25 protein-coding genes are annotated in these 25385 nt (G+C 63.3%); 14 read left to right on the top strand and 11 right to left on the bottom strand.

What is annotated here, in order from left to right; genetic code table 11:
* Positions 1-47 precede the first annotated feature (47 nt).
* A complete protein-coding gene (locus RUGAMON1_RS23435) occupies positions 48-368 on the top strand; it encodes a c-type cytochrome (RefSeq protein WP_217942150.1) in 321 nt (106 codons plus the stop codon).
* A gap of 88 nt (positions 369-456) precedes the next feature.
* Here the strand turns inward: RUGAMON1_RS23435 and RUGAMON1_RS23430 are convergent, their stop codons facing one another.
* The 6 genes from RUGAMON1_RS23430 to folD form a co-directional block, all read right to left on the bottom strand.
* Positions 457-1596, bottom strand: a complete 1140-nt coding sequence (locus RUGAMON1_RS23430; protein WP_445232793.1) for a branched-chain amino acid ABC transporter substrate-binding protein — start codon at positions 1594-1596, stop codon at positions 457-459.
* Between the two features lie 245 nt (positions 1597-1841).
* Positions 1842-2252 (bottom strand): DUF2486 family protein, encoded by a 411-nt coding sequence (locus RUGAMON1_RS23425; protein WP_116990532.1) that lies wholly within the window; start codon positions 2250-2252, stop codon positions 1842-1844.
* Positions 2249-2674, bottom strand: a complete 426-nt coding sequence (locus tag RUGAMON1_RS23420) for a DNA polymerase III subunit chi (protein ID WP_445232792.1) — start codon at positions 2672-2674, stop codon at positions 2249-2251. Before RUGAMON1_RS23420 ends, RUGAMON1_RS23425 begins: the two co-directional genes overlap by 4 nt.
* A 116-nt stretch (positions 2675-2790) precedes the next feature.
* Complete coding sequence (locus tag RUGAMON1_RS23415; protein WP_445232791.1) at positions 2791-3393, bottom strand: DUF4124 domain-containing protein; 603 nt, start codon at positions 3391-3393, stop codon at positions 2791-2793.
* A gap of 2 nt (positions 3394-3395) precedes the next feature.
* Positions 3396-5468 (bottom strand): M3 family metallopeptidase, encoded by a 2073-nt coding sequence (locus RUGAMON1_RS23410; protein ID WP_445232790.1) that lies wholly within the window; start codon positions 5466-5468, stop codon positions 3396-3398.
* A 102-nt stretch (positions 5469-5570) separates the two neighbouring features.
* Entirely contained in the window at positions 5571-6416 is an 846-nt protein-coding gene (gene folD / locus RUGAMON1_RS23405; RefSeq protein WP_445232789.1) for a bifunctional methylenetetrahydrofolate dehydrogenase/methenyltetrahydrofolate cyclohydrolase FolD, read from the bottom strand.
* A 237-nt stretch (positions 6417-6653) separates the two neighbouring features.
* On the opposite strand from folD, the gene aceE reads away from it, so the two are divergent.
* From aceE to RUGAMON1_RS23380, 5 genes are all read left to right on the top strand, one after another.
* Entirely contained in the window at positions 6654-9344 is a 2691-nt protein-coding gene (gene aceE, locus RUGAMON1_RS23400; protein WP_445232788.1) for a pyruvate dehydrogenase (acetyl-transferring), homodimeric type, read from the top strand.
* A 32-nt stretch (positions 9345-9376) separates the two neighbouring features.
* Complete coding sequence (aceF, locus tag RUGAMON1_RS23395; protein ID WP_445232787.1) at positions 9377-11047, top strand: dihydrolipoyllysine-residue acetyltransferase; 1671 nt, start codon at positions 9377-9379, stop codon at positions 11045-11047.
* 9 nt (positions 11048-11056) lie between these two features.
* Complete coding sequence (gene lpdA / locus RUGAMON1_RS23390) at positions 11057-12847, top strand: dihydrolipoyl dehydrogenase (RefSeq protein WP_445232786.1); 1791 nt, start codon at positions 11057-11059, stop codon at positions 12845-12847.
* A 56-nt stretch (positions 12848-12903) separates the two neighbouring features.
* Positions 12904-13290 carry a hypothetical protein gene (locus RUGAMON1_RS23385; protein WP_445232785.1) on the top strand — a complete coding sequence of 129 codons (387 nt, stop codon included), beginning with the start codon at positions 12904-12906 and terminating at the stop codon, positions 13288-13290.
* Between the two features lie 96 nt (positions 13291-13386).
* Positions 13387-13788, top strand: coding sequence for an SRPBCC family protein (locus RUGAMON1_RS23380; RefSeq protein WP_445232784.1), 402 nt, complete (start codon positions 13387-13389; stop codon positions 13786-13788).
* Positions 13789-13821: 33 nt separating this feature from the next.
* Here the strand turns inward: RUGAMON1_RS23380 and RUGAMON1_RS23375 are convergent, their stop codons facing one another.
* Both RUGAMON1_RS23375 and RUGAMON1_RS23370 read right to left on the bottom strand, forming a co-directional pair.
* Complete coding sequence (locus tag RUGAMON1_RS23375) at positions 13822-15120, bottom strand: M20/M25/M40 family metallo-hydrolase (RefSeq protein WP_445232783.1); 1299 nt, start codon at positions 15118-15120, stop codon at positions 13822-13824.
* Positions 15121-15140: 20 nt separating this feature from the next.
* Positions 15141-15563: a PACE efflux transporter gene (locus RUGAMON1_RS23370; protein ID WP_445232782.1), complete on the bottom strand. Its 423-nt coding sequence runs from the start codon at positions 15561-15563 to the stop codon at positions 15141-15143.
* Between the two features lie 93 nt (positions 15564-15656).
* Here RUGAMON1_RS23370 and RUGAMON1_RS23365 point away from each other — a divergent pair, with 93 nt between their 5' ends.
* From RUGAMON1_RS23365 to RUGAMON1_RS23355, 3 genes are all read left to right on the top strand, one after another.
* A complete protein-coding gene (locus RUGAMON1_RS23365) occupies positions 15657-16568 on the top strand; it encodes a LysR family transcriptional regulator (protein ID WP_445232781.1) in 912 nt (303 codons plus the stop codon).
* Positions 16569-16656: 88 nt separating this feature from the next.
* Positions 16657-17316, top strand: coding sequence for a thiol:disulfide interchange protein DsbA/DsbL (locus tag RUGAMON1_RS23360; protein ID WP_445232780.1), 660 nt, complete (start codon positions 16657-16659; stop codon positions 17314-17316).
* Position 17317: 1 nt separating this feature from the next.
* Positions 17318-17644 (top strand): TfoX/Sxy family protein, encoded by a 327-nt coding sequence (locus tag RUGAMON1_RS23355; RefSeq protein ID WP_445232779.1) that lies wholly within the window; start codon positions 17318-17320, stop codon positions 17642-17644.
* A gap of 25 nt (positions 17645-17669) precedes the next feature.
* Here the strand turns inward: RUGAMON1_RS23355 and RUGAMON1_RS23350 are convergent, their stop codons facing one another.
* Positions 17670-17852 (bottom strand): hypothetical protein, encoded by a 183-nt coding sequence (locus tag RUGAMON1_RS23350; protein WP_147328111.1) that lies wholly within the window; start codon positions 17850-17852, stop codon positions 17670-17672.
* A 55-nt stretch (positions 17853-17907) separates the two neighbouring features.
* Positions 17908-18621, bottom strand: a complete 714-nt coding sequence (locus tag RUGAMON1_RS23345) for a TetR/AcrR family transcriptional regulator (RefSeq protein ID WP_445232778.1) — start codon at positions 18619-18621, stop codon at positions 17908-17910.
* A gap of 130 nt (positions 18622-18751) precedes the next feature.
* Here RUGAMON1_RS23345 and RUGAMON1_RS23340 point away from each other — a divergent pair, with 130 nt between their 5' ends.
* Genes RUGAMON1_RS23340 through RUGAMON1_RS23330 form a run of 3 tightly spaced genes read left to right on the top strand, consistent with a single transcriptional unit; the run spans position 18752 to position 23078 of the window.
* Entirely contained in the window at positions 18752-19927 is a 1176-nt protein-coding gene (locus tag RUGAMON1_RS23340; protein WP_445232777.1) for an HlyD family secretion protein, read from the top strand.
* 11 nt (positions 19928-19938) lie between these two features.
* Complete coding sequence (locus RUGAMON1_RS23335) at positions 19939-21558, top strand: DHA2 family efflux MFS transporter permease subunit (protein ID WP_445232776.1); 1620 nt, start codon at positions 19939-19941, stop codon at positions 21556-21558.
* Positions 21559-21596: 38 nt separating this feature from the next.
* Positions 21597-23078 (top strand): efflux transporter outer membrane subunit, encoded by a 1482-nt coding sequence (locus RUGAMON1_RS23330; RefSeq protein ID WP_445232775.1) that lies wholly within the window; start codon positions 21597-21599, stop codon positions 23076-23078.
* A gap of 38 nt (positions 23079-23116) precedes the next feature.
* Here the strand turns inward: RUGAMON1_RS23330 and RUGAMON1_RS23325 are convergent, their stop codons facing one another.
* Complete coding sequence (locus RUGAMON1_RS23325; RefSeq protein ID WP_445232774.1) at positions 23117-24046, bottom strand: LysR family transcriptional regulator; 930 nt, start codon at positions 24044-24046, stop codon at positions 23117-23119.
* A gap of 100 nt (positions 24047-24146) precedes the next feature.
* On the opposite strand from RUGAMON1_RS23325, the gene RUGAMON1_RS23320 reads away from it, so the two are divergent.
* Both RUGAMON1_RS23320 and RUGAMON1_RS23315 read left to right on the top strand, forming a co-directional pair.
* Complete coding sequence (locus tag RUGAMON1_RS23320) at positions 24147-24758, top strand: short chain dehydrogenase (RefSeq protein ID WP_445232773.1); 612 nt, start codon at positions 24147-24149, stop codon at positions 24756-24758.
* Positions 24755-25354 carry a short chain dehydrogenase gene (locus RUGAMON1_RS23315; RefSeq protein ID WP_445232772.1) on the top strand — a complete coding sequence of 200 codons (600 nt, stop codon included), beginning with the start codon at positions 24755-24757 and terminating at the stop codon, positions 25352-25354. The genes RUGAMON1_RS23320 and RUGAMON1_RS23315 overlap by 4 nt, the downstream gene beginning before the upstream one ends.
* Positions 25355-25385 lie beyond the last annotated feature (31 nt).

Raw genomic sequence — 25385 nt, 5'->3', positions numbered from 1 at the left:
CGGTAGAATTGTTGGCAGAATTGAGTAGCACTTACCTGGAGAAGACAATGAAACGTAATTTGATGATGGTTGGCATGGTGGTCGCATCGGCATTCGCGTCGCAAGCCGCGATGGCGGACGCGGGCATGGACCTGGCAAAAGCCAAGAACTGCCTGGCATGCCACGCCGTGAGCACCAAGCTGGTCGGCCCTGCCTACAAGGATGTCGCCGCCAAGTACGCCGGCCAGAAAGACGCTGAAGCCAAGCTGGTCACCAAAGTGATGAAGGGCGGTTCCGGCGCCTGGGGCGCGATCCCGATGCCAGCCAATCCGCAAGTGACCGATGCTGAAGCGAAAACCCTGGTGAAATGGGTGCTGGCGCAGAAGTAATCAGCGCCGCAGTAGAATCAAAAAAAGCCCCGTCTGCACTGAGCGCGATCTTGAGCGCGTTCAGGCCGACGGGGCTTTTTTATTAAACTTACTTGATGACCGAAGTAATGGTCTTGGTGCCGTTGTTGTAGTTGTACATGGTCAGCGAACCATCCTTGATGTCGCCCTTGGCATCGAACTCGATCAGGCCGGTCACGCCCTGATACTTGATCTTTTGCAGGAACGGCAGGTACTTGGCAGGCTCAGCAGAGTTTGCGGCCTGCATCGCGGCAGCCATCGTCATGACCGAGTCGTACACGTATGGCGCGTACAGTTGCACGTCCATGTTGTACTTCTTCTTGTAGCGCGCATGGAAGTCGTCCATGTTCTTTTGCAGCTCAGGCGGCACACCGCCGGCTTCGGCGCAGGTGACGACCTTGACCGCGTCGGCGCCGGCCAGCTTAGGCAGCGATTCGGTGCACAGGCCGTCGCCGCCCATGTACTTGGCCTGGATGCCCAGCGCCTTCATCTGGCGCAGCAGCGGGCCGCCTACCGAGTCCATGCCGCCGAAGAAGATCAGGTCGGGATTCTTGCCCTTGATGGTGGTCAGGATGGCGTTGAAGTCGGTGGCCTTGTCGGTGGTGAATTCCTTGCCGACGATTTGCACACCCGGCAGCGCTTTCTTGGCGCCCTTGATGAACTCTTCCGCCACGCCCTGGCCGTAGGCGGTGCGGTCGTCGATGACGGCGATCTTCTTCACGCCCATCTTGTTGACTGCATAGCCGCCCAGCGTGCCGCCCAGCTTGGCGTCATTGGCGACCACGCGGAACACCGAGTTGAAGCCTTGCTGCGTATATTTGGTCTGGGTGGTGGCTGGCGAAATTTCCGGGATGCCGGCGTCGAAGTAAATCTTCGAAGCGGGGATGGTGGTGCCGGAGTTCAGGTGGCCGATCACGCCGTTGACTTTGGCGTCGACCAGCTTCTGCGCGACCGCCGTGCCCTGTTTCGGATCGCCGCCGTCGTCTTCCAGCACGAGGACGAACTTGACCGGCTTGCCGCCGATCTTGATGCCTTTGGCGTTCAATTCTTCGACGGCCATCTTGGCGCCGTTTTCATTGTCCTTGCCCAGGTGCGCGGACGGACCGGAGACCGGCGCGACGTGGCCGATCTTGATCACTTCTTGCGCGCCGGCGCTGCCAGCAAAAGCCAGTGCGATGGCGAGTGGAATGAATTTGGTCTTGAACTGCATATGCATTCTCCAGTGGTTGAATAAGCGACGGTGTCTCATGAACGCCGCAGAATTTTTTCTGCAAGGCCAAAAGGTACAACAAATTATTCTTTACGCAAAGGGAGATTCGCTGGGTTTCGCACTTTTAAATGGCGCTTCCAGGTTTTGAGACGGCGTAGTGTCCGCATTTCCCGGTTTTGAGGCGGCCCTGCGCTGGAAGAGTGCGGTCCACGCACCAAGCGGGCGCGGACCGGGGAGGGGGATTGTTACTTTTTGGCCTGCAAGTGCGTCAGCTCTTGCGAAACGGCGCGGGCGACGATTTTCTCGATGGTGTCGTGCAGGCCGATGCGGATTTCGTTGGTCAGGCCGTGCAGGGCGTGGGTCAGGACTTCGGCCATGCAGTCCTTGATGCGCTGCTCCAGCACGAAATCGACGCGCGATTGCAGCTGGTGCATGATGCGTTCGGACAGGCGATGCTCCATCATCGCCCATTCGGCATCGCTCCAGTTGTCGATGGCGTCGGCTTCCAGCTCGGCCGCCATTTCGGCGCGCTTGGACAAGGTGGAGCGGGTACCGGAAGCGGCCTCGCCGGGCAGCAGTTCATCGCCCAGCGGCTCGGCCTTCAGGACTTCCGTCAATACAGGGATACTGGCGTCAAACGATTGGGCTTGGCTCATGATTTTCCTGTGACAAAGTGGGTAAGTGGATAGTCTTGCTGCTTGTATGCGACATAGCGCTTGCGGCCTGCGGCCGCGTCATCCTCATCGGAGGAAATTACTTCGATCATGCGCTCGAATTGCGCGACCCCGGAAGGCTCGCGGCGCGACAAATTTACCAATAATTCTTTGTGTGGTAATTCTGCCTCATCGTTGTCCGTGAGAATGATTGGCGTGTGCGCGGCGAGGGCGTCGCCAGCGAGCACATGGGGCAGGAAGTCGGTGGCGGAAAATGTCCACATCGCCGCGTTAAGTTCTGCCAGTTGCGCCTCATCGTCTGCCATTAGCACCACGCGTTTGTTCGCCCCCCAGGCCTTGCGCACGAGGCGGCAGGCGTAGGCGACTTTGTCCGGCACGTTGGTGTGGAAATCGATGCGTGTCATAGCTGTTTTGATCTGTTCTGTAGAGGGGAAGTGCATGCAGCGAGGTGCTGCCTGATTCCAGTTTATTCGAAAATTATTTTTGGCGCTGGCACCGATGTTGCTACCGAACGCTAATTCTAGAACTGGAAGCCGGGCGGCGCATTGACCGGTGGCAGAGGCTTGGCCAGCTCCTCGACGGGGCGCGCCGCTTCGACTGGCGGCGCTGGCGGCGGCGCGGCGGAAACCGGCGCCGGATATTGATAATTCGGTGGCAAGCGTTTTTCCAGCGGATAGCCGGCGTCGCTCAACAACACGTCCCAGCTGTTTTGCTCGAAGCCGGTCAGCTTGCTGCGGCCGACCAGCAACAATGGCAGTTGGCCGTTGCCGCCTGCCTTCTTCAGTGCGAACTGGTCGTCCACCGAAGTAATGGTTTTTTCATTGAAAGGAATGCCGCGCGCCATCAACATGGCGCGGGCGTTGTCGCAACCATCGCACTGGGCCGTGGTGTACAGCGTGACCGGGCGATTGCGCACGGCGTCGGCCAGTTCCTGCGGCAACTCCACCGAAGCTCCACCGGTGGAAAACGATTTCACTTCGACTTTTGTTTTGGTCGGCGCCGACGGCGGTGGCGGCTGGTCGCTGTAGTGGGTCACGCCCTTGTCGTCGACCCATTTGTACACCTGGGCGCTGGCCGTGCCGAGGCACAGCAGCGCGGTGGCGAAGACGGCCAGCCGCTTCATGATCAGGCCGCCATGCCGCTGTGACGCAGCAGCGCGTCGATGCTGGGCTCGCGGCCACGGAAGGCCGTGAACGATTCCAGCGCAGGCCGCGAGCCGCCTACCGACAGGATCTCCTGCAGATAGCGCTTGCCGGTTTCGGTGGTGGCTTCCGGGCCCAGCGCCTTGGCTTCTTCGAACGCGGCGTAGGCGTCGGCCGACAGCACCTCGGCCCACTTGTAGCTGTAGTAGCCCGCCGCGTAGCCGCCGGAGAAAATGTGGCCGAAGGAGTTCTGGAAGCGATTGAACGCCGGCGGAATGATCAGCGCGAATTTGGCGCGCACTTCGTCGATCAACTGCTGCACGGTCTTGCCGGTGCTGGCGTCGTAGTCGTAGTGCAGGTGCATGTCCAGCAGCGAGAATTCCACCTGGCGCAAGGTCTGCAGGCCGGACTGGAAATTCTTCGCGGCCAGCATCTTGTCGTACAGCGCGCGCGGCAGCGCTTCGCCGGTGCTCACGTGTGAGGTCATGTGTTCCAGCACTTCCCATTCCCAGCAGAAGTTCTCCATGAATTGCGACGGCAGTTCCACCGCATCCCACTCGACGCCGGAGATGCCGGATACGCCCAGCTCGTCCACCTGCGTCAGCATGTGGTGCAGGCCGTGGCCGAATTCGTGGAACAGCGTGATCACTTCATCGTGCGTGAACAGCGACGGCTGTGCAACGCCGTCCACCACCGCAGGCTCGGTGAAGTTGCAGGTCAGGTAGGCGACCGGGGTTTGGACTTTCTCTTCCTCGGCACGGCGGCCGCGGGCGTCGTCCATCCAGGCGCCGCCGCTCTTGCCGGCGCGCGCGTACAGGTCGAGGTAGAACTGGCCGATCAGCTTGCCGTTGCGCTCGATGCGGAAGAAGCGCACGTCCTTGTGCCAGACCGGCGCGTCGTCCGGCTTGATCTCGACGGTGAACAGGTTCTGGATCAGGCGGAACAGGCCGTCGACCACTTTGTGCTCAGGGAAGTACTGCTTCACTTCCTGCGCCGAGAAGGCGTAGCGGCGCTCCTGCAGTTTTTCGGAGGCGTATGGAATGTCCCAGGCCTTCAGTTCGGCTATGCCCAGTTCTTCCTGTGCGAATTTTTTCAGTTCGGCCAGGTCCTGCTCGGCGAACGGGCGCGCGCGCTTGGCCAGGTCTTCCAGGAAGGCGATCACCTGGTCGGGCGATTGCGCCATCTTCGGCACCAGCGATACCTCGGCGAAGTTCTTGTAGCCCAGCAGCTTGGCTTCCTCGTCGCGCAGCTTCAGCAGCGTGACGATGTTTTGCGTGTTGTCCCACTCTTCCTTCTTGCTGAACACATCGCCCTGCTCGGAAGCCTTGGTGGCGTTGGCGCGGTAGATGGTTTCGCGCAGCTCGCGCTTGTCGGCGAATTGCAGGATGGGGAAGTAGGACGGGAAGTGCAGCGAGAATTCGTAGCCCTGCTTGTTTTCCTTTTCGGCGGCGGCGCGCGCGGCGGCTTTCACATCGGCGGGCAGGCCGGCCAGGTCGGCTTCGTCGGTTACCAGCAGCTTGTAGTCGTTGGTGGCGTCGAGCACGTTTTCGGAGAAGCGGGTCGAGACCGACGCGTGTTCTTCCTGGATGTCGGCAAAGCGTTCTTTTTTATCGGCGGGCAGTTCTGCGCCGCCCATGCGGAAATCGCGGATCGCGTTGTCGATGATGCGCTTGCGGGCCGGCGACAGGCTGTCGAAACCGGCCGATGCGCGCAGCGCCTTGTACTTGCCGAACAGCTCCTCGTTCTGGGCCAGCGCGGTCCAGAACTCGGTCACTTTCGGCTGGTTGTCGTTGTAGGTGGCGCGCAACTCGGGCGTATCGACCACATTGTTCAGATGGCTGACGATGCCCCATGCGCGGCCCAGCAGCTCGGTGGCGTTTTCCAGCGGGGTGACGAAGTTATCCCACGTCACCTGCTCGGACGGCGCTTCCAGTTGCTCGACCACGGCGCGGCTCTTGACCAGCAGCTCGTCGATGGCCGGGGTGACGTGCTCGGGCTTGATCGCATCGAAACGCGGCAGGCCGGAAAAGTCGAGAAGCGGGTTATCTGTAGTCATATCAGTTCCAATAATGGTTACGTACGCTCGCGGGAATCGTTCACCCCGCACGGCGGCGACAGGGGTCTGACCCCATGCGGGGTCAGACCCCGACTTGTCGGGTTAAGTACGCTCGGCCGCTTCGACGGTGTTCATCAGCAGCATGGTGATGGTCATCGGGCCCACGCCGCCTGGTACCGGCGTGATGTGCGATGCCACTTCCTTGATGCCGGCGAAATCGACGTCGCCGCACAGCTTGCCCGCTTCGTCACGGTTGATGCCGACGTCGATCACGATCGCGCCCGGCTTCACCATATCAGCGGTCAGAGTATTGCGGCGGCCGGTTGCGGCCACAACGACGTCGGCCTGGCGGGTGTACAGGCCCAGGTCCGGCGTCGCACTATGACAGATGGTGACGGTGGCGTTGGCTTGCAAGAGCAGCAGCGCCATCGGCTTGCCGACGGTGTTGCTGCGGCCGATGACGACCGCGTGCTTGCCGCGCAGGTCGACGCCGGTGCTTTCGATCAGCTTCATGCAGCCGTACGGCGTGCACGGACGGAAACCGTCCAGGCCGGCCATCAGCTCGCCGGCGCTCAGCACCGAGTAACCGTCCACGTCCTTCTTGGTGGAGATCGCTTCGATGACCTTGTGCGGGTCGATGTGCTTAGGCAGCGGCATTTGCACCAGGATGCCGTGGATGGCCGGATCGGCGTTCAGCGCGGCGATACGCTCCAGCAGCGCGGCTTCGCTCAGGTCGGCAGGGTACTGGTCCTTCAACGAATAGAAACCGGCGTCCTCGCAAGCCTTGACCTTGTTGCGCACGTACACGTGGCTGGCCGGGTCGTCGCCGACGATGATCACGGCCAAGCCGGGCTGTTTGCCTTGGGCGGTGAGGGCGGCAGCACGTGCAGCAATTTCCGCGCGCAGTTTTTGGGAGAGGGCGATTCCGTCGATCAGTTGAGCAGGCATGATTTAACCAGGTTGGAGAGGAAAGCAGGATTATAAAGCCGCAGCGCGCCCCGCGCCTCGTTTACGGTCGTTTTGTGATGCTGCGGCGCACAAGATTCTCATGGGGTGATTTCACAATACGAAATGACGTATCGTAATTTGAAAAAGCGGAAAAGTGCTGTTAGAATCGCACACGGCATTGAAGTATTGGTAAATAATCAGCGTTAGTTCAGCACTCAAACTCAGGAGACTTAATACATGTCAGCTCAACTTGACCAGGTAACGGCAAACACCGACCCTGATTCGCAAGAAACCAAAGAATGGTTGGACGCACTGGCTGCAGTGCTGGAACAAGAGGGCCCTGAACGTGCTCACTACCTGATGGAACGCCTGATCGACCTGGCCCGCCAAAGCGGCTCGGACATCCCGTTCTCCGCCAATACCGCTTACGTCAACACCATCCCCGCCCATCTCGAAACCCATTGCCCAGGCAACCTGGAATACGAAGAGAAGCTGCGCTCGTGGATGCGCTGGAACGCCATGGCGATGGTCGTCAAGGCCAACCGCGTCGACGGCGACCTCGGTGGCCACCTGTCCTCGTTCGCCTCGCTGGCCAACATGCTGGGCATCGGCTTCAACCACTTCTGGAAAGCGCCGAGCGAAAACCACGGCGGCGACCTGCTGTACATCCAGGGCCACTCCTCGCCGGGCGTGTACGCCCGCGCCTTCCTCGAAGGCCGCCTGAGCGAAGAGCAGCTGACCCATTACCGTCGCGAAGTCGACGGCAAGGGCCTGTCCTCGTATCCGCACCCGAAACTGATGCCGAACTTCTGGCAGTTCCCGACCGTGTCGATGGGCCTGGGCCCGTTGATGGCGATCTACCAGGCACGCTTCCTGAAGTACCTGCACGCGCGCTCGATCGCCGACACCACCGACCGTAAAGTCTGGGCATTCTGCGGCGACGGCGAGATGGACGAACCGGAATCGCTGGGCGCCATCGGCATGGCTGCGCGCGAGAACCTGGACAACCTGGTCATCGTCGTCAACTGCAACCTGCAACGCCTGGACGGTCCGGTGCGCGGCAACGGCAAGATCATTCAAGAGCTGGAAGCGGACTTCCGCGGCGCCGGCTGGAACGTCGTCAAAGTCATCTGGGGCCCGGGTTGGGACGCGCTGCTGAAGCAGGACAAAGACGGCATCCTGCGCAAAGTGATGATGGAAACCATCGACGGCGAATATCAGAACTACAAGGCAAAAGACGGCGCCTACGTGCGCAAGCACTTCTTCGGCAAGCACCCTAAGCTGCTGGAGATGGTCGCCAACATGACCGACGACGACATCTGGCGCCTGACCCGCGGCGGCCATGATCCGCACAAGATCTACGCCGCCTTCAAGGTCGCACAGGAACACAAAGGCCAACCGACCGTCCTGCTGGTGAAAACCATCAAGGGCTTCGGCATGGGCAAGCACGGCGAAGCGCGCAACACCGCGCACAACACCAAGAAGCTGACCGACGAAGCCGTGCGCGAAATGCGCGACCGCTACTCGATCCCTATTCCGGACGACCAGCTGGCCGACATCCCGTTCTACAAGCCTGCCGACGACGCGCCGGAAATCAAGTACCTGCACGAGCGCCGCGCCGCGCTGGGCGGCTACCTGCCGGCCCGCCGCATGAAAGCAGACGAGAAGCTGGTTGTGCCGCCACTGAGCGCCTTCCAGAACGTGCTGGATGCGACCGCCGAAGGCCGCGAAGTATCGAGCACCCAGACCTTCGTCCGTATCCTGACCACGCTGCTGAAAGATCCTAGCCTGGGCCAGCGTATCGTGCCGGTGCTGGTCGACGAGTCGCGTACCTTCGGTATGGAAGGCCTGTTCCGCCAGGTTGGTATCTTCAACCAGCAGGGCCAGTTGTATGAGCCGGTCGATAAAGACCAGGTCATGTACTACCGCGAAGACAAGGCCGGCCAGATCCTGCAAGAGGGTATCAACGAAGCCGGTGGTATGAGCTCGTGGATCGCCGCAGCGACCTCGTACTCGACCAACAACCGCGTGATGATCCCGTTCTACACGTACTACTCGATGTTCGGCATGCAGCGTATCGGCGACCTGGTATGGGCCGCCGCCGACATGCGCGCCCGTGGCTTCCTGATGGGCGGCACCGCCGGCCGCACGACGCTGAACGGCGAAGGCCTGCAGCACGAAGACGGCCATAGCCACCTGTTCGCAGCGGCTGTACCGAACTGCATGCCTTACGATCCGACCTTCGGCCACGAAATCGCCGTGATCGTTCAGGATGGCCTGCGCCGCATGGTGGAAAATCAGGAAGATGTGTTCTACTACATCACCATCATGAACGAGAACTACCCGCACCCAGGCATCAAGCCTGGCCAGGAAGAGGGCATCCTGAAGGGCATGTACCTGCTGCAGAAAGGCGACGAGAAAGCCAAGCAGCGCGTGCAGCTGATCGGTTCCGGCACCATCCTGCGCGAATCGATCTTCGCGGCCGAACTGCTGAAGAACGACTGGAACATCGCCGCCGACGTGTGGTCCGCTCCGTCGCTGACGCTGGTGGCCCGCGACGGCCAGGACGCAGAGCGCTGGAATCTGGTCAACCCGACCAAGGAACAACGCGTGCCGTACGTGGCGCAGCTGCTGAAGGATACCAGCGGCCCTATCGTCGCGACGACCGATTACATGCGTGCGTTTGCTGAGCAGATCCGCGCCTTCATTCCTAAAGACCGCACCTACCGCGTGCTGGGCACCGATGGTTTCGGCCGTTCGGACACCCGCGCCGCGCTGCGTGAATTCTTCGAAGTGAACCGTTACTACATCACGGTCGCTGCGCTGAAATCGCTGGCGGAAGAAGGCAAGATCGACGCGAAGGTGGTGGAGCAGGCAGTCGTCAAGTACGGCCTGAACGCCAACAAGCCAAATCCGGTGACCCAATAATCCGCTAAGAGAAAAGAAACGGAGCAAACGCTATGAGCATTGTGGAAGTTAAAGTCCCGGATATCGGCGATTTCAAGGAAGTTGAAATCATCGAGCTGATGATCAAAGTAGGCGATACGATTAAAGTAGACCAGTCGCTGATTACCGTTGAATCGGATAAGGCCAGCATGGAGATTCCTTCGTCCGCCGCTGGCGTGGTCAAGGAAATCAAGGTAAAGGTCGGCGACAAGGTGGCGATGGGTTCCTTGCTGCTGTTGCTGGAAGCTGATGGCGCTGGCGCCGCAGCTCCTGCTGCCGCTGCCGCACCTGCGCCAGCCGCTGCGGCTCCAGCACCGGCGCCTGCCGCTGCCGCTGCCGCCGCACCTGCACCGGCTCCCGCAGCTTCGGCCGGTCCGGTCGAAGTCAAGGTGCCGGACATCGGCGACTTCAAGGAAGTTGAAGTCATCGAAGTGATGGTCAAGGTTGGCGACACGATCAAGGTCGATCAGTCGCTGCTGACCGTTGAATCGGACAAGGCCAGCATGGAAATCCCTTCGTCGCACGCTGGTGTGGTGAAGGAAGTGAAGATCAAGGTTGGCGACAAGGTTGCCATGGGTACCGTCGTGCTGGTGGTGGAAGCTACGGGCGGCGCTGCTGCTGCTGCTGCTGCTGCTGCACCTGCTGCCGCTGCCGCACCTGCTACCGCTCCAGCCGCCGCTGCGCCTTCGCCGGCACCTGCTGCTCCTGCCGCCGTTGCGGCCGCGTCGCAAGGCTCGGTCCAAACAGGCAAGCTGGCGCACGCATCGCCGTCGATCCGCAAGTTCGCCCGCGAACTGGGTGTGGATCTCGGCAAAGTGCCGGGCTCCGGTCCTAAAGGCCGCATCACCCAGCTGGACGTGCAGAACTACGTCAAGGGCGTGATGGCTGGCACCACCGCCGCACCTGCCGGCGCTTCGGCTCCAGCCGGCGGCAACGGCGGCATGAGCGTGCTGCCATGGCCGGTGATCGACTTCAGCAAATTCGGTCCGACCGAATTGCTGCCGCTGTCGCGCATCAAGAAAATCAGCGGTCCTAACCTGCACCGCAACTGGGTCATGATCCCGCACGTCACGCAGTTCGACGATGCCGATATCACCGACCTGGAAGCGTTCCGCGTCGAGACCAACAACGCCAACGCCAAGAACAAGGACGCGGCCAAGTTGACCATGCTGGCCTTCGTCATCAAGGCATCGGTCGCAGCGCTGAAGAAATTCCCGGCGTTTAACGCGTCGCTGGATGAGAAGGGTGAAAACCTGATCCTCAAGCAGTACTACAACATCGGCTTCGCGGCCGATACGCCGAACGGCCTGGTGGTACCTGTGATCAAAGGCGCGGACCAGAAATCGGTCTCGCAGATCGCCCGCGAAATGACCGAGTTGTCGCTGCAAGCGCGCGAAGGCAAGCTGAAACCGACCGACATGCAAGGCGCCAGCTTCACCATCTCGTCGCTGGGCGGCATCGGCGGCACGCACTTCACGCCTATCGTCAACGCGCCGGAAGTGGCGATCCTTGGCCTTTCCAAGGCATCGATCAAGCCGGTGTGGGACGGCAAGGCATTCCAGCCTCGCCTGATGATGGGTACCTCGCTGTCCTACGACCACCGCGTGGTCGACGGCGCGATGGGTGCTCGCTTCTCCGTGTACCTGAGCGAAGTGCTCGGCGACATGCGCAAAATTCTGCTGTAAGGAGCGACTATGAGCACAGAAGTGAAAGTGCCGAACATCGGCGACTTCGCAGAAGTTGAAGTGATCGAGGTGATGGTCAAGGTTGGCGATACGATCAAGGCCGACCAGTCGCTGATCACCGTTGAATCGGACAAGGCCAGCATGGAGGTTCCATCCTCGCACGCTGGCGTGGTCAAGGAAATCAAGGTCAAGGTTGGCGACAAGGTCAAGGAAGGCTCGTTGATGCTGGTGGTTGAAGAAGCCGCCGGTTCCGCAGCTGCCGCTCCGGTCGCCGCGCCGGCGCCTGCTGGCGCAGCAGCTCCGGCTCCGGCCGCAGCACCTGCTGCGCCAGCCGCGCCGATCGCCGCACCAGCCGGTGGCAGCTATGCCGGCCAGGTCGACATCGACTGCGACATGATGGTGCTGGGCGGCGGTCCTGGCGGTTACTCCGCCGCGTTCCGCGCCGCGGACCTGGGCCTGAACACCGTGATCGTCGAGCGTTACGAAACGCTGGGCGGCGTGTGCCTGAACGTTGGTTGCATTCCGTCGAAAGCGCTGCTGCACGTGGCATCCGTGATCGACGAAACCTCGCACATGTCCAACACCGGCGTCACCTTCGCCAAGCCGACCATCGACATCGACCAGGTACGCAAGTACAAGGAAGGCGTCATCAAGAACATGACCGGCGGCCTGGCCGGCATGGCCAAGGCACGCAAGACGCAAGTCGTCACCGGTGTCGGCCAGTTCCTGAGCGCGAACCACATCGAAGTCACGGCCGGCGACGGCACCAAGAAAGTGGTGCAGTTCAAGCAGGCCATCATCGCTGCCGGTTCGGCCGTGGTGAAGCTGCCGTTCGTGCCTGAAGATCCACGCATCGTCGATTCGACCGGCGCGCTGGAACTGCGCCAGATCCCGAAACGCATGCTGGTTATCGGCGGCGGCATTATCGGCCTGGAAATGGCCACCGTGTACTCGACCTTCGGCGCGCGCATCGACGTGGTCGAAATGATGGACGGCTTGATGCAGGGCGCCGACCGCGATGCGGTCAAGGTCTGGCAGAAGTTCAACGAGAAGCGCTTCGACAACATCATGACCAAGACCAAGACGGTCGGCGTTGAAGCGCTGCCGGAAGGGATCAAAGTCACCTTCGAAGCGGCGGAAGCCGGCGCCACCGCGCCAGCGCCGCAGGTCTACGATCTGGTGCTGGTCGCAGTGGGCCGCAGCCCGAACGGCAAGAAGATCGCCGCCGACAAGGCTGGCGTGATCGTGTCCGATCGCGGCTTCATCCCGGTCGATAGCCAGATGCGCACCAACGTGCCGAACATCTTCGCCATCGGCGATCTGGTGGGCCAGCCTATGCTGGCGCACAAGGCGGTGCACGAAGGCCACGTGGCGGCGGAAGCTGCAGCGGGCCAGAAGTCGCACTTCGATGTGAAGGTGATTCCGTCGGTGGCCTACACCGATCCTGAAGTGGCATGGGCCGGCATCACCGAAGACGAAGCGAAAGCCAAGGGCATCAAGGTCGAGAAGGGCCACTTCCCTTGGGCAGCCAGTGGTCGCGCCGTGGCCAATGGCCGCGCCGAAGGCTTCACCAAGCTGCTGTTCGACGCTGAAACGCACCGCATCATCGGCGGCACCATCGTCGGCACGCACGCCGGCGACATGATTGGCGAGATCGCGCTGGCGATCGAGATGGGTTGCGACGGCACCGACATCGGCAAGACGATCCACCCGCACCCGACCTTGGGCGAGTCGATCGGCATGGCCGCCGAAGTGTACGAAGGCGTCTGCACCGACCTGCCTCCGCCACGCAAGCGCTAAGCAACGTAGCATCACAAAACCGGGACTTGTTCCCGGTTTTTTTATAGGCTTTCAAGATGTCTTCAATACTGTCGTTCATTCCGCTGCTGCTGTCGATCGCGCTGTACACCAGCCTCGTCAAGCTCGCGGCCTTCCTGTACAAGCGTGCGCTCTTGAGTTGGCGCGACGCCTGCATCTTCAGCCTGATTCTGTTGATGGTGCTGGGCGCCGGCACGCTGCTGAATCGCTTGTCGGGCAACGCAATTCCGCTGCTGGTATCGATTGCCGCCGGCATGGTGATCCAGGTTGGCATCGGCGCGTGGTACCTGGCGCCGCGTGCGCGCACGGCCGACGGCGAGCCGTTGGCGGCCAAGGGCGCCGCCATGCTGGCGCTGATCGCTTATGGATTGATCGCCGCTCTGGGCCTGCTGGCCGCCTTGGCGATGGGTGCGTTGGTCGGCTAAAGTCTCCCGAAGCTCGCGACAAGTTTCTACTTAGGGGTGCTAGACTTATGACGTCGCCTTGGCAGGTCTGAGGCTCGCCGCATGACGGAGAGTGATATGGCATCGATACGCAAGGAAATCGACATTGGCGTCCCGCCGGAGCAGCTGTGGAATGCGCTGCGCGACGTGGGCGCGTTGCATACTCGGCTGGTGAAGGGCTTCGTCACCGATTGCAAATTGGAGCCGGACGGCGCGGCGCGCATGGTGACCTTTGCCAACGGCATGACGGTGCGGGAAGTGATCGTCACCGTCAGCGATGAAGACCACCGCGTGGTCTGGTCGGCAGCGGGTGGACGGCTGATCCATCACAACGCCTCCGCGCAGGTCTTCGGCGAAGGTGCGCACGGCAGCCGGCTGGTGTGGATCGCCGACCTGCTGCCCGACAGCATGGCACCCGCCATCGCTACCATGATAGAGCAGGGGCTGGATGCGATGAAGCGCACCGTCGAGGCACGCTGATGGGTGGGGCAGTGGCGCCGCCGGGTTTGATCTTTAGCGTGTGAGGCGGTACAGTAGGATCGCGGTGCGGATGGTGGCCCGTTCGATGGAGGCGATTTCCAGGTCCTCGTCCGGAGAGTGGCTGCCGTTGCCGGTGGCGCCCAGGCCGTCCAGACTGTCGAGTAGCGGGGCGACGAACTGCACGTCGCCGGCGCCGCGCTGGCCCGGCGGCAGGGCGGGGATCTCGCCGAGACCGGCGTCGCTGCTGGCTTGCGAATAGGTCTTCAGCACGGCCAGGTTGCCGGCGGTCGGCGACATCGGTGGATACGATTCATGGAAGCTGATGCTGGCGCTGGTGCCCGGCAGGTTCTGCGCGACGATGGCCTTCATCTTCGCGTGCGCGCGGTCGCGCTGTTCGTAGGTCAGGTAGCGCAGGTCGCCATGCACGGTGGCGGTGCGCGCGATCACGTTACCCTTGCCGGCGGCCTGGCCTTTCGAGCCGATGGCGTCGAGGCTGACATCGGTGCCGCCCAAGATCAAACCGGGGCTGAAGGTCAGGTCAGGCTCGATCACCTGCTGGCGGAAGCCGTCGACGATGCGCGCCGCTTCGTACACCGCGCCATAGCCGGCGCTCTCGGTGAAGATGCCGCTGGAGTGGCCTTGTTTGCCTTTCACTTCCAGATCCCACGACGACGAGGCGCGGCGGCCGATGGTGCCGGTGTCCTTGCCGCTCTTGTCGCGCACAGTGGCTTCGAAGGCCAGTGCGATGTCGCTGCGCTTGGCTGCGGCGACCATGTCGGAGCGCGAGATCTCGACCGGGTCGCCGGCGTTCTCCTCGTCGCCGCTGAACATGACGGTGATGGTGGTGTTATCGAGCGCACCCACGCGCTGCAAGGCGCGCAGCGCTTCAATGATGATCACGTCGCCGCCCTTCATGTCGTTGACGCCCTGGCCGCGCACGCGGGCGCCATCGCGCTTCCACAGCTGCACCGGGCTGTCCTTTTCAAACACGGTATCCAGATGGCCGATCAGCAGCAGGCGCTTGCCCTGCTTGCCCTCGCGCGTGGCGAGCAGGTGGCCGGCGCGCTTGACGGCGGGCGGCATGTCGATCCAGCGGGTGGTGAAGCCCAGCTGGTCGAACTGCTCGCGAAACACTTTGCCGACTTCGCGCACACCCTCGTGGTTCATGGTGCCGCTGTTGATGTTCACCGAGCGCTCCAGCAGCTGCAAGCCTTGCTCCGAATGCGCCTTGACCTCGGCGACGATCTTCTGCTCGACCGGCGACAGCGTTGCTGCGCCTGCGCTACTCATTGCCAACACCAGTGCTGCGAACGCGAACGGTTTCAATGCCATGTGGACTCCGGGGTGATCAATCAAGCTTGCGCCGACGCTGGCAGTCCGAAGATGCGGTCGAAGGCCAGGCTAAAGAGAAAGGTATAAAACATAAAGAATAACACCAGCCCCAAGTCCAGCACAAAGGCTTCCCACAGCGAGATGCCCAGCCACCAGGCGAACAGCGGCACCAGGATCACTATCAGGCCGCCTTCGAAGCCCAGCGCGTGCGCGGCGCGGCGCATCCAGCTGCGGCCTCGCACCGCCTGACGCGCTTCCCAAGCTTCGAACATGCCGTTGTAGACGAAGTTCCACACCACCGCGACCAGCGACGAGGCCACGGCGGCGACGCTGGCATGGCCGGCGTCATGCCCCATCAGCAGCACCAGCACGCTGCTGGTCAAACCCACGGCGATCAATTCAAACAGCGATACGTAGACGACTTTGCGTTTCAATCCTTGCATGATGCTTCCTCCTAAATACGAGGTGACCATGTTAATAGCAAATTTCTGATTGAAAAAGTCGACAGCTATCAGTTTTTCTGACAGCATGGGGTCATGGCCTTCTCCAGCGATAACATCGCCATCTTTCTCGCCGTGCTAGATCACGGTTCTTTTTCCGCAGCGGCGCGGGCGCTTGGGCGGGTGCCGTCGGCCATCAGCATGGCGATCGCCAACCTGGAGGCGGAACTCGATTTGCAGCTGTTTGATCGCACCTCGCGCGAGGTGCGGCCCACCGAGTCTGCGCGCGCGTTGGAGGCGGAAGCGCGGCAGATGGCCGGCCAGCTGCGCCGCCTGCAGGCGCACGCGCTGTCGCTGCATCAGGGACTGGAGCGGCGCTTGACGCTGGCCATCGCTCCGGAACTGCTGTCTGCGCCGTGGAGCGATCCGCTGGCGCGGCTGGCCGAGGAGTTCCCGTCGCTGGAGGTGGATGTGCTGTCGGCGCCGCAGAACGACGCGCTGCGCATGCTGCACGACGGTTCCGCGCAACTGGCGCTGATCTACGAGCGGCCGCAGATCGACCAGCGCGAGAGCTTCCAGGAGCTGGGCAGCGAGGTGCTGGTGGCGGTGATCTCGCCGCGGCATCCGCAGGCGCGCGAGCGCAACGGCCAGTTCCGGCTGGAAGACCTGATCGACATGCGCCAGATCGCCATCGTCAGCCGCGATGCGCGCATCGAGGACGAGCGCGTGCTCATCTCGCGCAAACTGTGGCGCACCGACAGCCATCTGGCGACACTGAGCCTGGTGCGCGCCGGCGTCGGCTGGGCCTATCTGCCGCACCGGCTGGCGGCGCCGCTGCTGGACGCGGGCGAGCTGCTGGGCATAGGCTTCGCGCACATGAGCAACCAGGTGCGCCTGTGGGTGGATGTGGTGTGGCTCAACGACCGTCCGCTGGGCCTGGGCGCGCAGCGCCTGATCGCGCTGATGAAGGACATCGCCGGTCTGGAGGCGCGGCCGGTGGAGCCCTAGTGCCGACTTAATGCAGCCTTAATCCGCCCGCCGCACAGTAATGGAAGCTGTTATATTCGCTGTGCAGATTTTTTCATAAAGGATAACCATGCTTCGCCTGAAACTCGCTGTCGCCGCCGCCGCTTTGCTGGCCGGTTCCGCCTTCGCCTCGCCCACCGCGCCGAAGAACGGCGCCGAGTACACCACCCTGAAAACGCCGCAGCCGGTTCTGGCCGAGGGCAAGAAGGTCGAAGTGATCGAGTTCTTCATGTACCACTGCCCGGCGTGCTACGCGCTGGAGCCGGCCATGCTGGCGTGGGTGAAGAAGCAGGGCGACAGCATCACGTTCCGCCGCATCCACCTGCCGCTGACCGGCGAGAACGATCCGGAAGCGCATATGTTCCTGACGCTGGAGGCGATGAAGCTGGAAGAGTCGCTGCACGCCAAGTTGCTGACCACCTGGCACGTCGAGCGCCGCCGCCTGAAGAGCGATGCGGACAATGTAGATTGGGCGGTCAAGAACGGCGTCGACAAGGATAAATACCTGGCCATGTACAACTCGTTCTCGGTCATCACCAAGCTGAAAAGCGCCGGCCGCGTGGCCAGCACGTATGAAGTCACCAGCACGCCGACGCTGATCGTCAACGGCCGCTACCTGACCAATCCATCGATGGTGGATGCCAGCAACCCAGGAAGCATTCCGCGTCCGCAGCTGGACCAGGCCACCTTGCAGGTGCTGGACGCGCTGGTCGCGATGTCGCGCAAATAAGTTGGCGGCCAGCGCCGAATTTGTCGGCTGGATGCGCGAGCAATTCGCGCCGCTTGGCGCGGCCCTGTCGGACGGTGCGTTCTTCGGCGGCCGCGCGTTCAAATATCACGGCCTGCAGTTCGCGTGGGTGATCGGCAGCACGCTGTACCTGCGCGTCAACGACGTCACCCGCGCCGAATTCGAGGCCGAAGGCGCGGCGCCGTTTTCCTACGAGACGAAGAAGGGCACGGTGATGGTCCGCAAATTCTATACGGCGCCGGAGTTCCTGCTGGACGATCCCGAGCAGATGCTGGTCTGGGCCCGCAAGGCGATCGACGCAGCCGAATAAACAGCCGCGCGGCGCCGGCGGTGCTTCAGTTGACGGTGAAGCGGGTCGGGATTTCGATGCCGCCGTTGCGCGCGGCTTCAGCGTAGGCTTGCATTTCCTGGATGACGGCGTCGAGCTGTTCCTGGCCTGGATTGGCCTGGAACATTTTAATGCGCTCGTTCATGAGCGTTACCTGCCTGCTCCAGTCCAGTCGATTCGATTTGCTCATGTGTGCTCCGTGGGTAAAAAAACAGTATAGAGCAAATGATAAAAAAGCACAGCTTCTAACGCAGCACGGCGCGGAAGAACAGATCCAGCCCTTGGGTGGCGCGGGCGCGCAGTTCTTCGACGGTGGGCGGCTGGTCGGTCGGGAACAGCATGCGCACCATGGTGTCGCCCATGATGCAGGCAAGCATGTGCACCGCCAGCGTCTCCACCGGTATCTCCGGACGCAGCTGGGCGCTGATGTCGGGACGGCTGAAGAAGCGCATCAACTCCTGGCGGGTGCGCAGCGGGCCGGCCTGGTAAAAGGTGTCGGCCAGCTCCGGCGTGGTCCTGGCCTCGGCCACCACCATGCGGTGCAGGCTGACGAAGGCGGGCGCCGTCACCAGCTCAAGGAAGCGCAGCGCGAAATCATCCATCACTTCGCGGAACGGCCGCGGATCCGCTTGCATGTCCGTCATGCCGGCGAAGAAACGCGCGCGGCCGTTGGTGATGACGGCGTTCAGCAGCCCGGCCTTGCCGCCAAACTTGACATAGATCGTGCGCACGGCGACGTGGGCCTCGCGGGCGATCATTTCCAGGCTGACCTTGCTGTAGCCCTTCTCCAGGAATAGTCTGGCCGCCGTGTGCAGCAGCGACTGCAGGCGGGCTTCCTTGTCGGCCGCGCGCGGGCGGCCGGCCGCCTTGCCGAAGCAGGGCGAGTCGGGGGAGTCATTGGCGGCGTCTTCCGGGCAATCCGGTTCTTCCAGGGCGGCGGCGTTGGCGGTGATCTTCATGGGCTGACATGTTAAAGGATGCGGACATCGTAGTCCAAAATAAAATGAAATGCAATCGTTTCATTTCTTGACTTTGCCGAAAATCGGGCTAATAATGCACTTCTCCCATTTCATTTATTTGGAGCTGCACATGTCCACTCAGCACAACCAAGAACAAAAAGTGCTCAGCGCCGTACCGGCTGCCCAGCCTGCGGCGCCGGCCGCCGCCGCTGCGCCGGCCGGCCCGGCCAAGTCCAATACCCGCGTGCTGGTGATCGCCGCCGTCGTCGCGCTGGCCGCCTTGGCCGCCGGCGGCCGCATGTGGTATCGCAGCCATTATTTCGTCGAGACGGAAAACGCCTATGTGGCCGGCCACGTGCATCCGGTCTCGGCCCGCATTTCCGGCGTGGTCACCAAGGTGCTGATCGACGATAACCAGATCGTCAAGGAAGGCGATGTCATCGCCGAGCTGGATCCGTTCGACCAGCACGTCAAGGTCGAGCAGATCCAGGCGCAGATCGCCACCGCCGAGCAGCAGGTGGCGCAGTCCGACGCGCAGATCGCCCAGACCCAAGCCCAGGCCAGCGCCGCCGCCGCCCAGGTGGCGCAGTCGGAAGCGCAGCTGGTGCGCGCCAAGCAGGACGCCGAACGTTACGGCCAGCTGTATAACAGCCAGATGAAGGCCGTCTCGAAAGCGGAGCTGGACAGCGCCGTCGCCGGCCGCGCCAGCGCCGTGGCCGACCTGGCCGCCCGCAAGGACAACGCCCTTGCCGCCAAGGCCCAGATCAGCGCCGCCCATTCGGCGCGCGACGTGCTCAAGGCGCAGGTCAACGTGCTGCGCGTGCAATTGAAGGACGCCCAGCAGCAACTGGCCTACAACCGCATCCTGGCGCCGGTCGGCGGCCGTATCGGCAAGCGCAGCATCGAGGTGGGCCAGCGCGTGACGGCCGGCCAGCAGCTGACCGCCATCGTGCAGGAAAACGTCTGGCTGACCGCCAACTTCAAGGAAACCCAGCTGGCCGACCTGAAGCCGGGCCAGGAAGTCAAAGTCTCCATCGACGCGATCCCGGGCCATGAACTGATCGGCAAAGTCGACAGCTTCGCGCCAGCCTCCGGCGCCCAGTTCGCGCTGCTGCCGGCCGATAACGCCACCGGTAACTTCACCAAGATCGTCCAGCGCGTGCCGGTCAAGATCACCTTCAAGCCGGAAGACGTCAAGGCCCTGAGCGGCCGTCTGGTGCCGGGCATGTCGGCGATCGCCGAAGTCGCGGTTAATCAGTCGACTGCGCAGTCGACTGCGCAATCCGAAGCCAAAGCCGCGCACTAAGGAGCCCTGTCATGGCTAGCACCACAATCGATACGCCGGCCGGCGGCGTGGGGAAACCTGCGCTCGCGCCGATCATGCCGGGCGAGAAGGTCTCCGGCCGCACCTGGATGGCGGTGGCCGCCGGCATGCTGGGCGCCTTCATGGCGGTGCTCGACATCCAGATCACCAACTCGTCGCTGAAGGACATCCTCGGCACCTTGTCGGCCACGCAGGAAGAGGGCTCGTGGATCGCCACCGCCTACCTGGTGGCGGAGATCATCGTCATTCCGATGACCGCGCTGCTGACCCGCGTGTTCGGCATGCGCGCCTACATGATGGGCACCACCGCGCTGTTCCTGTGCTTCTCCACGCTGTGCGGCTTCGCCTGGAACCTGCCGAGCATGATCGTGTTCCGCATGCTGCAAGGCTTCACCGGCGGCGCGCTGATCCCGATGGCGATGACGCTGGTGATGAGCAAGCTGCCGCCGTCCAAGCGCGCCACCGGCATGGCCATCTTCGGCCTGACGGCGACGCTGGCGCCGGCGATGGGCCCGACCTTCGGCGGCTACCTGAGCGAGCTGTATGGCTGGCCGTCGATCTTCTACATCAACTGGGTGCCGGGCGTGCTGCTGATCGGCGGTATCGCGATCGGCCTGGACAAGGAAAAGGTCCAGCTCAACCAGCTGTTCAACGCCGACTGGCTGGGCATCGCCTTCATGGCGCTGGGCCTGGGCAGCCTGACCATCTTCCTGGAAGAGGGCAACAGCAAGGACTGGTTCGATTCGTCCTTCATCATCACCTTCGCGGCGATGGCGATCATCGGCCTGCTGGGCTGGATGGTGACGGGGGCGACGCGCAAGCAACCCTTTGTCAACCTGGGCCTGTACGGTCAGCGCAACTTCTTCGCCGCCACCGCGCTGTCGATGGCGATGGGCATGGGGCTGTACGGTTCGTCGTTCCTGCTGCCGCTGTACCTGGGCCAGATCGCCGGCTACTCGCCGATGCAGATCGGTGAAGTCATCATGTGGGTCGGCCTGCCGCAGCTGTTCATCATGCCGTTCGTGGCCAAGCTGTCGTCCAAGATCGACAATCGTATCCTGTGTTCCTTCGGCCTGCTGCTGTTCGGCGGCTCCTGCCTGATGAACGCCTACATGGACGCTACCACCGGCTACGACCAGCTGCTGCTGTCGCAGGTGGTGCGGGCGCTGGGCCAGCCGTTCGTGATGCTGACCCTGTCGAACTTCGCGATGAACGGCATCTCGCCGAAGGACATGCCGTCGGCATCGAGCCTGATCAACATGACCCGCAACCTGGGCGGTTCGATCGGTATCGCGCTGCTGGCCACCGCGCTGACTTCGCGCGAGCATTTCCACTCGCAGCGCATCGGCGAATCGGTGACCGGCTTCGCGGCCGCCACGCAGGACCGCCTGGCCGCGCTGACGCAGTCGTTCATGAGCAAGGGCTTCGACGCCACCAGCGCCGGCGACATGGCGCTCAAGGCGATCGACGGCATCGTGCGGCGCGAGGCTTATGTGATGGCCTACAACGACGGCTTCTTCCTGGTCGCGATGGTGCTGTTCGGATGCATCGGCGTGCTGTGGTTCTCGGACAAAGTCAAAGCCCCTTCCAGTGGCGGTGGCGGCGCGCACTAAGCGCCAGCCTTCAATTAAATTAAAAGTGAGGTAACACCATGTTGAATTCAGCTTTGAAGCGCCTGACGCTCGCTGTTTCCGTAACGCTGGCCGTCACCGGCTGCGCCACCGTCGGCAGCGATTTCTCCGCGCCGAAGAACGTCGCCGACGCGTCGTTCCGCCACCTGCCGCAAGCCGGCGCCAGCGAGGCGCACCTGCCTGCGCAATGGTGGACCGTGTTCAACGACGACACCCTGAACCGTCTTGAGCAAACCGCGCTGCGCGACAACCCGAGCATCAAGGCCGCCGCGCAGCGGCTGGTGATCGCGCTGGAGCAAGCCGGCGTGTCGCGTTCGAGCCAGCAGCCGTCGCTGAGCGTCAGCACTTCGGTGTCGAACTCGCGCACCTCGGCCGAGACTTCGCAGGGTCTGGCGTTGGGCGGCCGTTCGATCAAGGGTAACAACTACGCGGTGGGCGCTTCGCTGTCGTATGAAGTCGACCTGCTGGGTCGCGTGCGCCGCCTGGTCGAAGCCTCCGATGCGCAGGCATTGGTGGCCGAGGCCGACCGCGACGGCGTGCTGTTGCTGCTGTCGTCGCAACTGGCCACCACCTACTGGCAACTGCGCGGCCTGGACGCCGAGATGGCGATCCTGAACGGCGCGCTGGACACCCGCCGCGAAACCGAGGAGCTGGTGACGGCGCGCTTCAACGCCGGCCTGTCGAATGAGCTGGACGTATCGCGCGCCCGCATCGAACGCGCCAACGCGCAAGCCGACCTGCATGAAGTGCAGCGTCAGCGCAACCTGCTGGAACACAGTTTGGCGACGCTGGTCGGCGCTTCGCCGTCGGCGCTGCTGACGGCGCCGAAAGCGAATGCCGCCGTGCTGCCGCAGCCGCCGGCGATCCCGGTCGGCCTGCCGGCCAGCCTGCTGGCGCAGCGTCCGGACCTGGCGGGCAGCGTGGCCAACCTGCGTTCGACCAACGCGCAGATCGGCGTGGCCGAAGGCGCGTTCTATCCTTCGCTGACGCTGACCAGCAATTTCGGCTACGCGTCGGAGAGCTTGAAGGAACTGGGCAAGGGCGGTTCGCGCCAGTTCAGCATCGGTCCTTTGGCGCTGTCGCTGCCGATCTTCGACGGTGGCCGCAACAAGGCCAACCTGGCCATTTCGAAAGCCCGTTATGAAGAGGCGATCGCCAACCACGAGACCAAGCTGCTGACGGCCCTGCGTGAAGTGGAGGACGCGCTGTCGGATGTGCAGGAGCGCCAGTTGCAGGGCGAGGCGCAGTCGGCCTCGCAAGTGGCGGCGGCGCGCGGCTACCTGGTGGCGCGTGCACGCTACGAGCGTGGCGTGTCGACCTACCTGGACGTGACCGATGCGCAGCGCAGCGCGCTGGCGGCCGACCGTGCGGCGGTGCAGATCAACACCCAGCGCCTGCTGGCGGCGGTGTCGGTGGCGCGCGCCTTGGGCGCGGGCTGGCAGCCGTCGGCGCAGCTGGCGACGGTGGCGCAGAACGGCGCGATCAAGCCGCTGGCGCAGTAATTTTCTTTGAACGCCCGGTGCAACGCCGGGCGTTGTCCCTACGCGGAAGAGGCCAGCGGCAGTGCTGCCGCTGGCCCGAAGCGTTCCACGATGAAGTCGATGAAGGTGGTCAGCTTGGGCGTGGCCCGGCGGTCGCGCTGGTAAACCAGGTGCATCGGCCGCGCCGGCGGCAGGTAGTCGCATAGCACGGGCACCAGCCGTCCGGCGGCGATGTCCTGCGCCAGCAGCACCTCGGCCTGCATCACGATCCCGAAATCCTTGAGCGCGGCCATGCGCAGCGCCTGGCCGCTGTTGGTGCGGAAGCGGCTGGCCGGCAGTTCACGCTTGCCGCGCCCGTGCTGTACCTGGTGTACCGATTGCAGGCGCCAACTCACCCCCACCGTCCCCACCATGAAGTCCAGGCATTCGTGCCGCGCCAGGTCGTCCGGCGTGAGCGGCGTGCCGCGTTTTTTCAGATAGGCCGGCGAGGCGCAGATCGACATCGCGTAGTTGAACAGCGGGCGCGCGATCATGCCGGAATCGTCCAGGGGACCGATGCGCACGGCGGCGTCGTAGCCTTCCTCCACCATGTCGACCAGACGGTCGTTGAGGGTCAGGTCCACGCCCACTTCCGGATGCAGGCGCAGGTAGTCGCTGATCGCGGGCGCCAGCCATTCGCTGCCGAAGGAGACCGGCGCGGTGATGCGCAGCCGGCCGCGCGGCACGCTGCGCATCGCCTCGGCGCCGGTTTCGGCGGCGGCGATCTGCGCCAGGATGGCGCGGCACTGGTCGACGTACTGGGCGCCGATCTCCGTCAGGCTCTGGCGGCGCGTGGTGCGCGTCAGCAGGCGCGCGCCCAGCGTGGCCTCCAGGTGGGCGATGTGTTTGCCGACCATGACCGGCGACAGCTGGAAGGCGCTGGCGGCGGCCGTGAAATTGCCGGCGTCGACGACGGCGACGAAGATCTCCATGCTGCGCAGCTTGTCCATGTGATTGCCAATCGTGGGTTAGTAATGATCGTCATCTTAGCGTATTTATTCCTGGGGCGTTGTGGCCGATACTGGTGTTTTCACTCACAGGGAGAGCAGCATGAAAGTAGTCGTCATAGGTGCGGCCGGCACGGTCGGCAAGGCAGTCGTCGAGCAACTGGGCCAGCGGCACGAGATCGTCACGGTCGGCGCCTCCAGCGGCCAGTATCAGGCGGATATCGCCGACATCGCGCAGGTGCGCGCCCTGTTCGCCAAGATCGGCCGCGTGGATGCGGTGGTGGTGGCGGCCGGCTCGCTGCATTTCGCGCCGCTGGCCGGCTTCACGCCGGAGCATTTCTATGTGGGCCTGAACAGCAAGTTGATGGGGCAGGTCAACGTGGCGCTGGTGGCGCAGGAATACCTGAACGACGGCGGTTCGATCACGCTCACCAGCGGCATCGTCGCCGATGAGCCGATCCGCAACGGCGTCAGCGCCACCATGGTCAACTCCGCCGTCGAGGGCTTTGCGAGGGCGGCCGCGATCGAGCTGCCGCGCGGCTTGCGCATCAATGCCGTCAGCCCGACCGTGCTGGAGGAATCGATGGGCAGTTACGGCCCGTTCTTCATCGGCTTCGAGCCGCTGCCTGCGCACCGTGTGGCGCTGGCGTATGCGCGCAGCGTCGATGGCGCGCAGACCGGGCAGGTCTACCGCGCCTGGGGAGCATCGTCATGAAGGTGCTGGTGATCGGTGGCACCGGGACCATCGGCAGCGCCGTGGTCGAGCAGCTGGGGCAGCGCCATGAGATCGTGGTGGTTGGCGCGCGCGGCGGGCAGCATCAGGTCGATATCGAGGACATCGCGCAGGTACGGGCTTTGTTCGCCAAGGTCGGGCGCGTCGACGCGGTGGTGGTGGCTGCGGGCGCGCTGCATGTGGGGCCGCTGGCCGAGCTGACGCCGGAGCATTTTTACGTGGGCCTGAACGGCAAGTTGATGGGGCAGGTCAACGTGGCGCTGGTGGCGCAGGAGTTCCTCAACGACGGCGGTTCGATCACGCTGACCAGCGGCGTCGACACCGAGCATCCGATCCGCGGCGCGGTGGCGGCATCGACGGCCAATGCGGCGGTGCAGGGCTTTGTGCGGGCCGCCGCGATCGAGCTGCCGCGCGGCTTGCGCATCAATGCCGTCAGCCCGACGGTGTTGCAGGAGTCGGTGCATTTGTTCGGCAGCCTGTTCACCGGCTTCGAGCCGATCCAGGGCAGCCGCGCCGCCTTGTCCTACGCCCGCAGCGTCGACGGCGCTGAAACGGGACGGGTATATCGGGCCTGGTAGAGGTGAGGGAGTGGTATCCGTTGTACTACAA

Origin of the sequence: Duganella rhizosphaerae, from assembly GCF_040364205.1 — a bacterium.
GTDB classification, from domain to species: domain Bacteria; phylum Pseudomonadota; class Gammaproteobacteria; order Burkholderiales; family Burkholderiaceae_D; genus Rugamonas; species Rugamonas rhizosphaerae.
The sequence above is the reverse complement of the archived record's forward strand: the minus strand, read 5'-3'. Positions and strand labels throughout refer to the sequence as shown.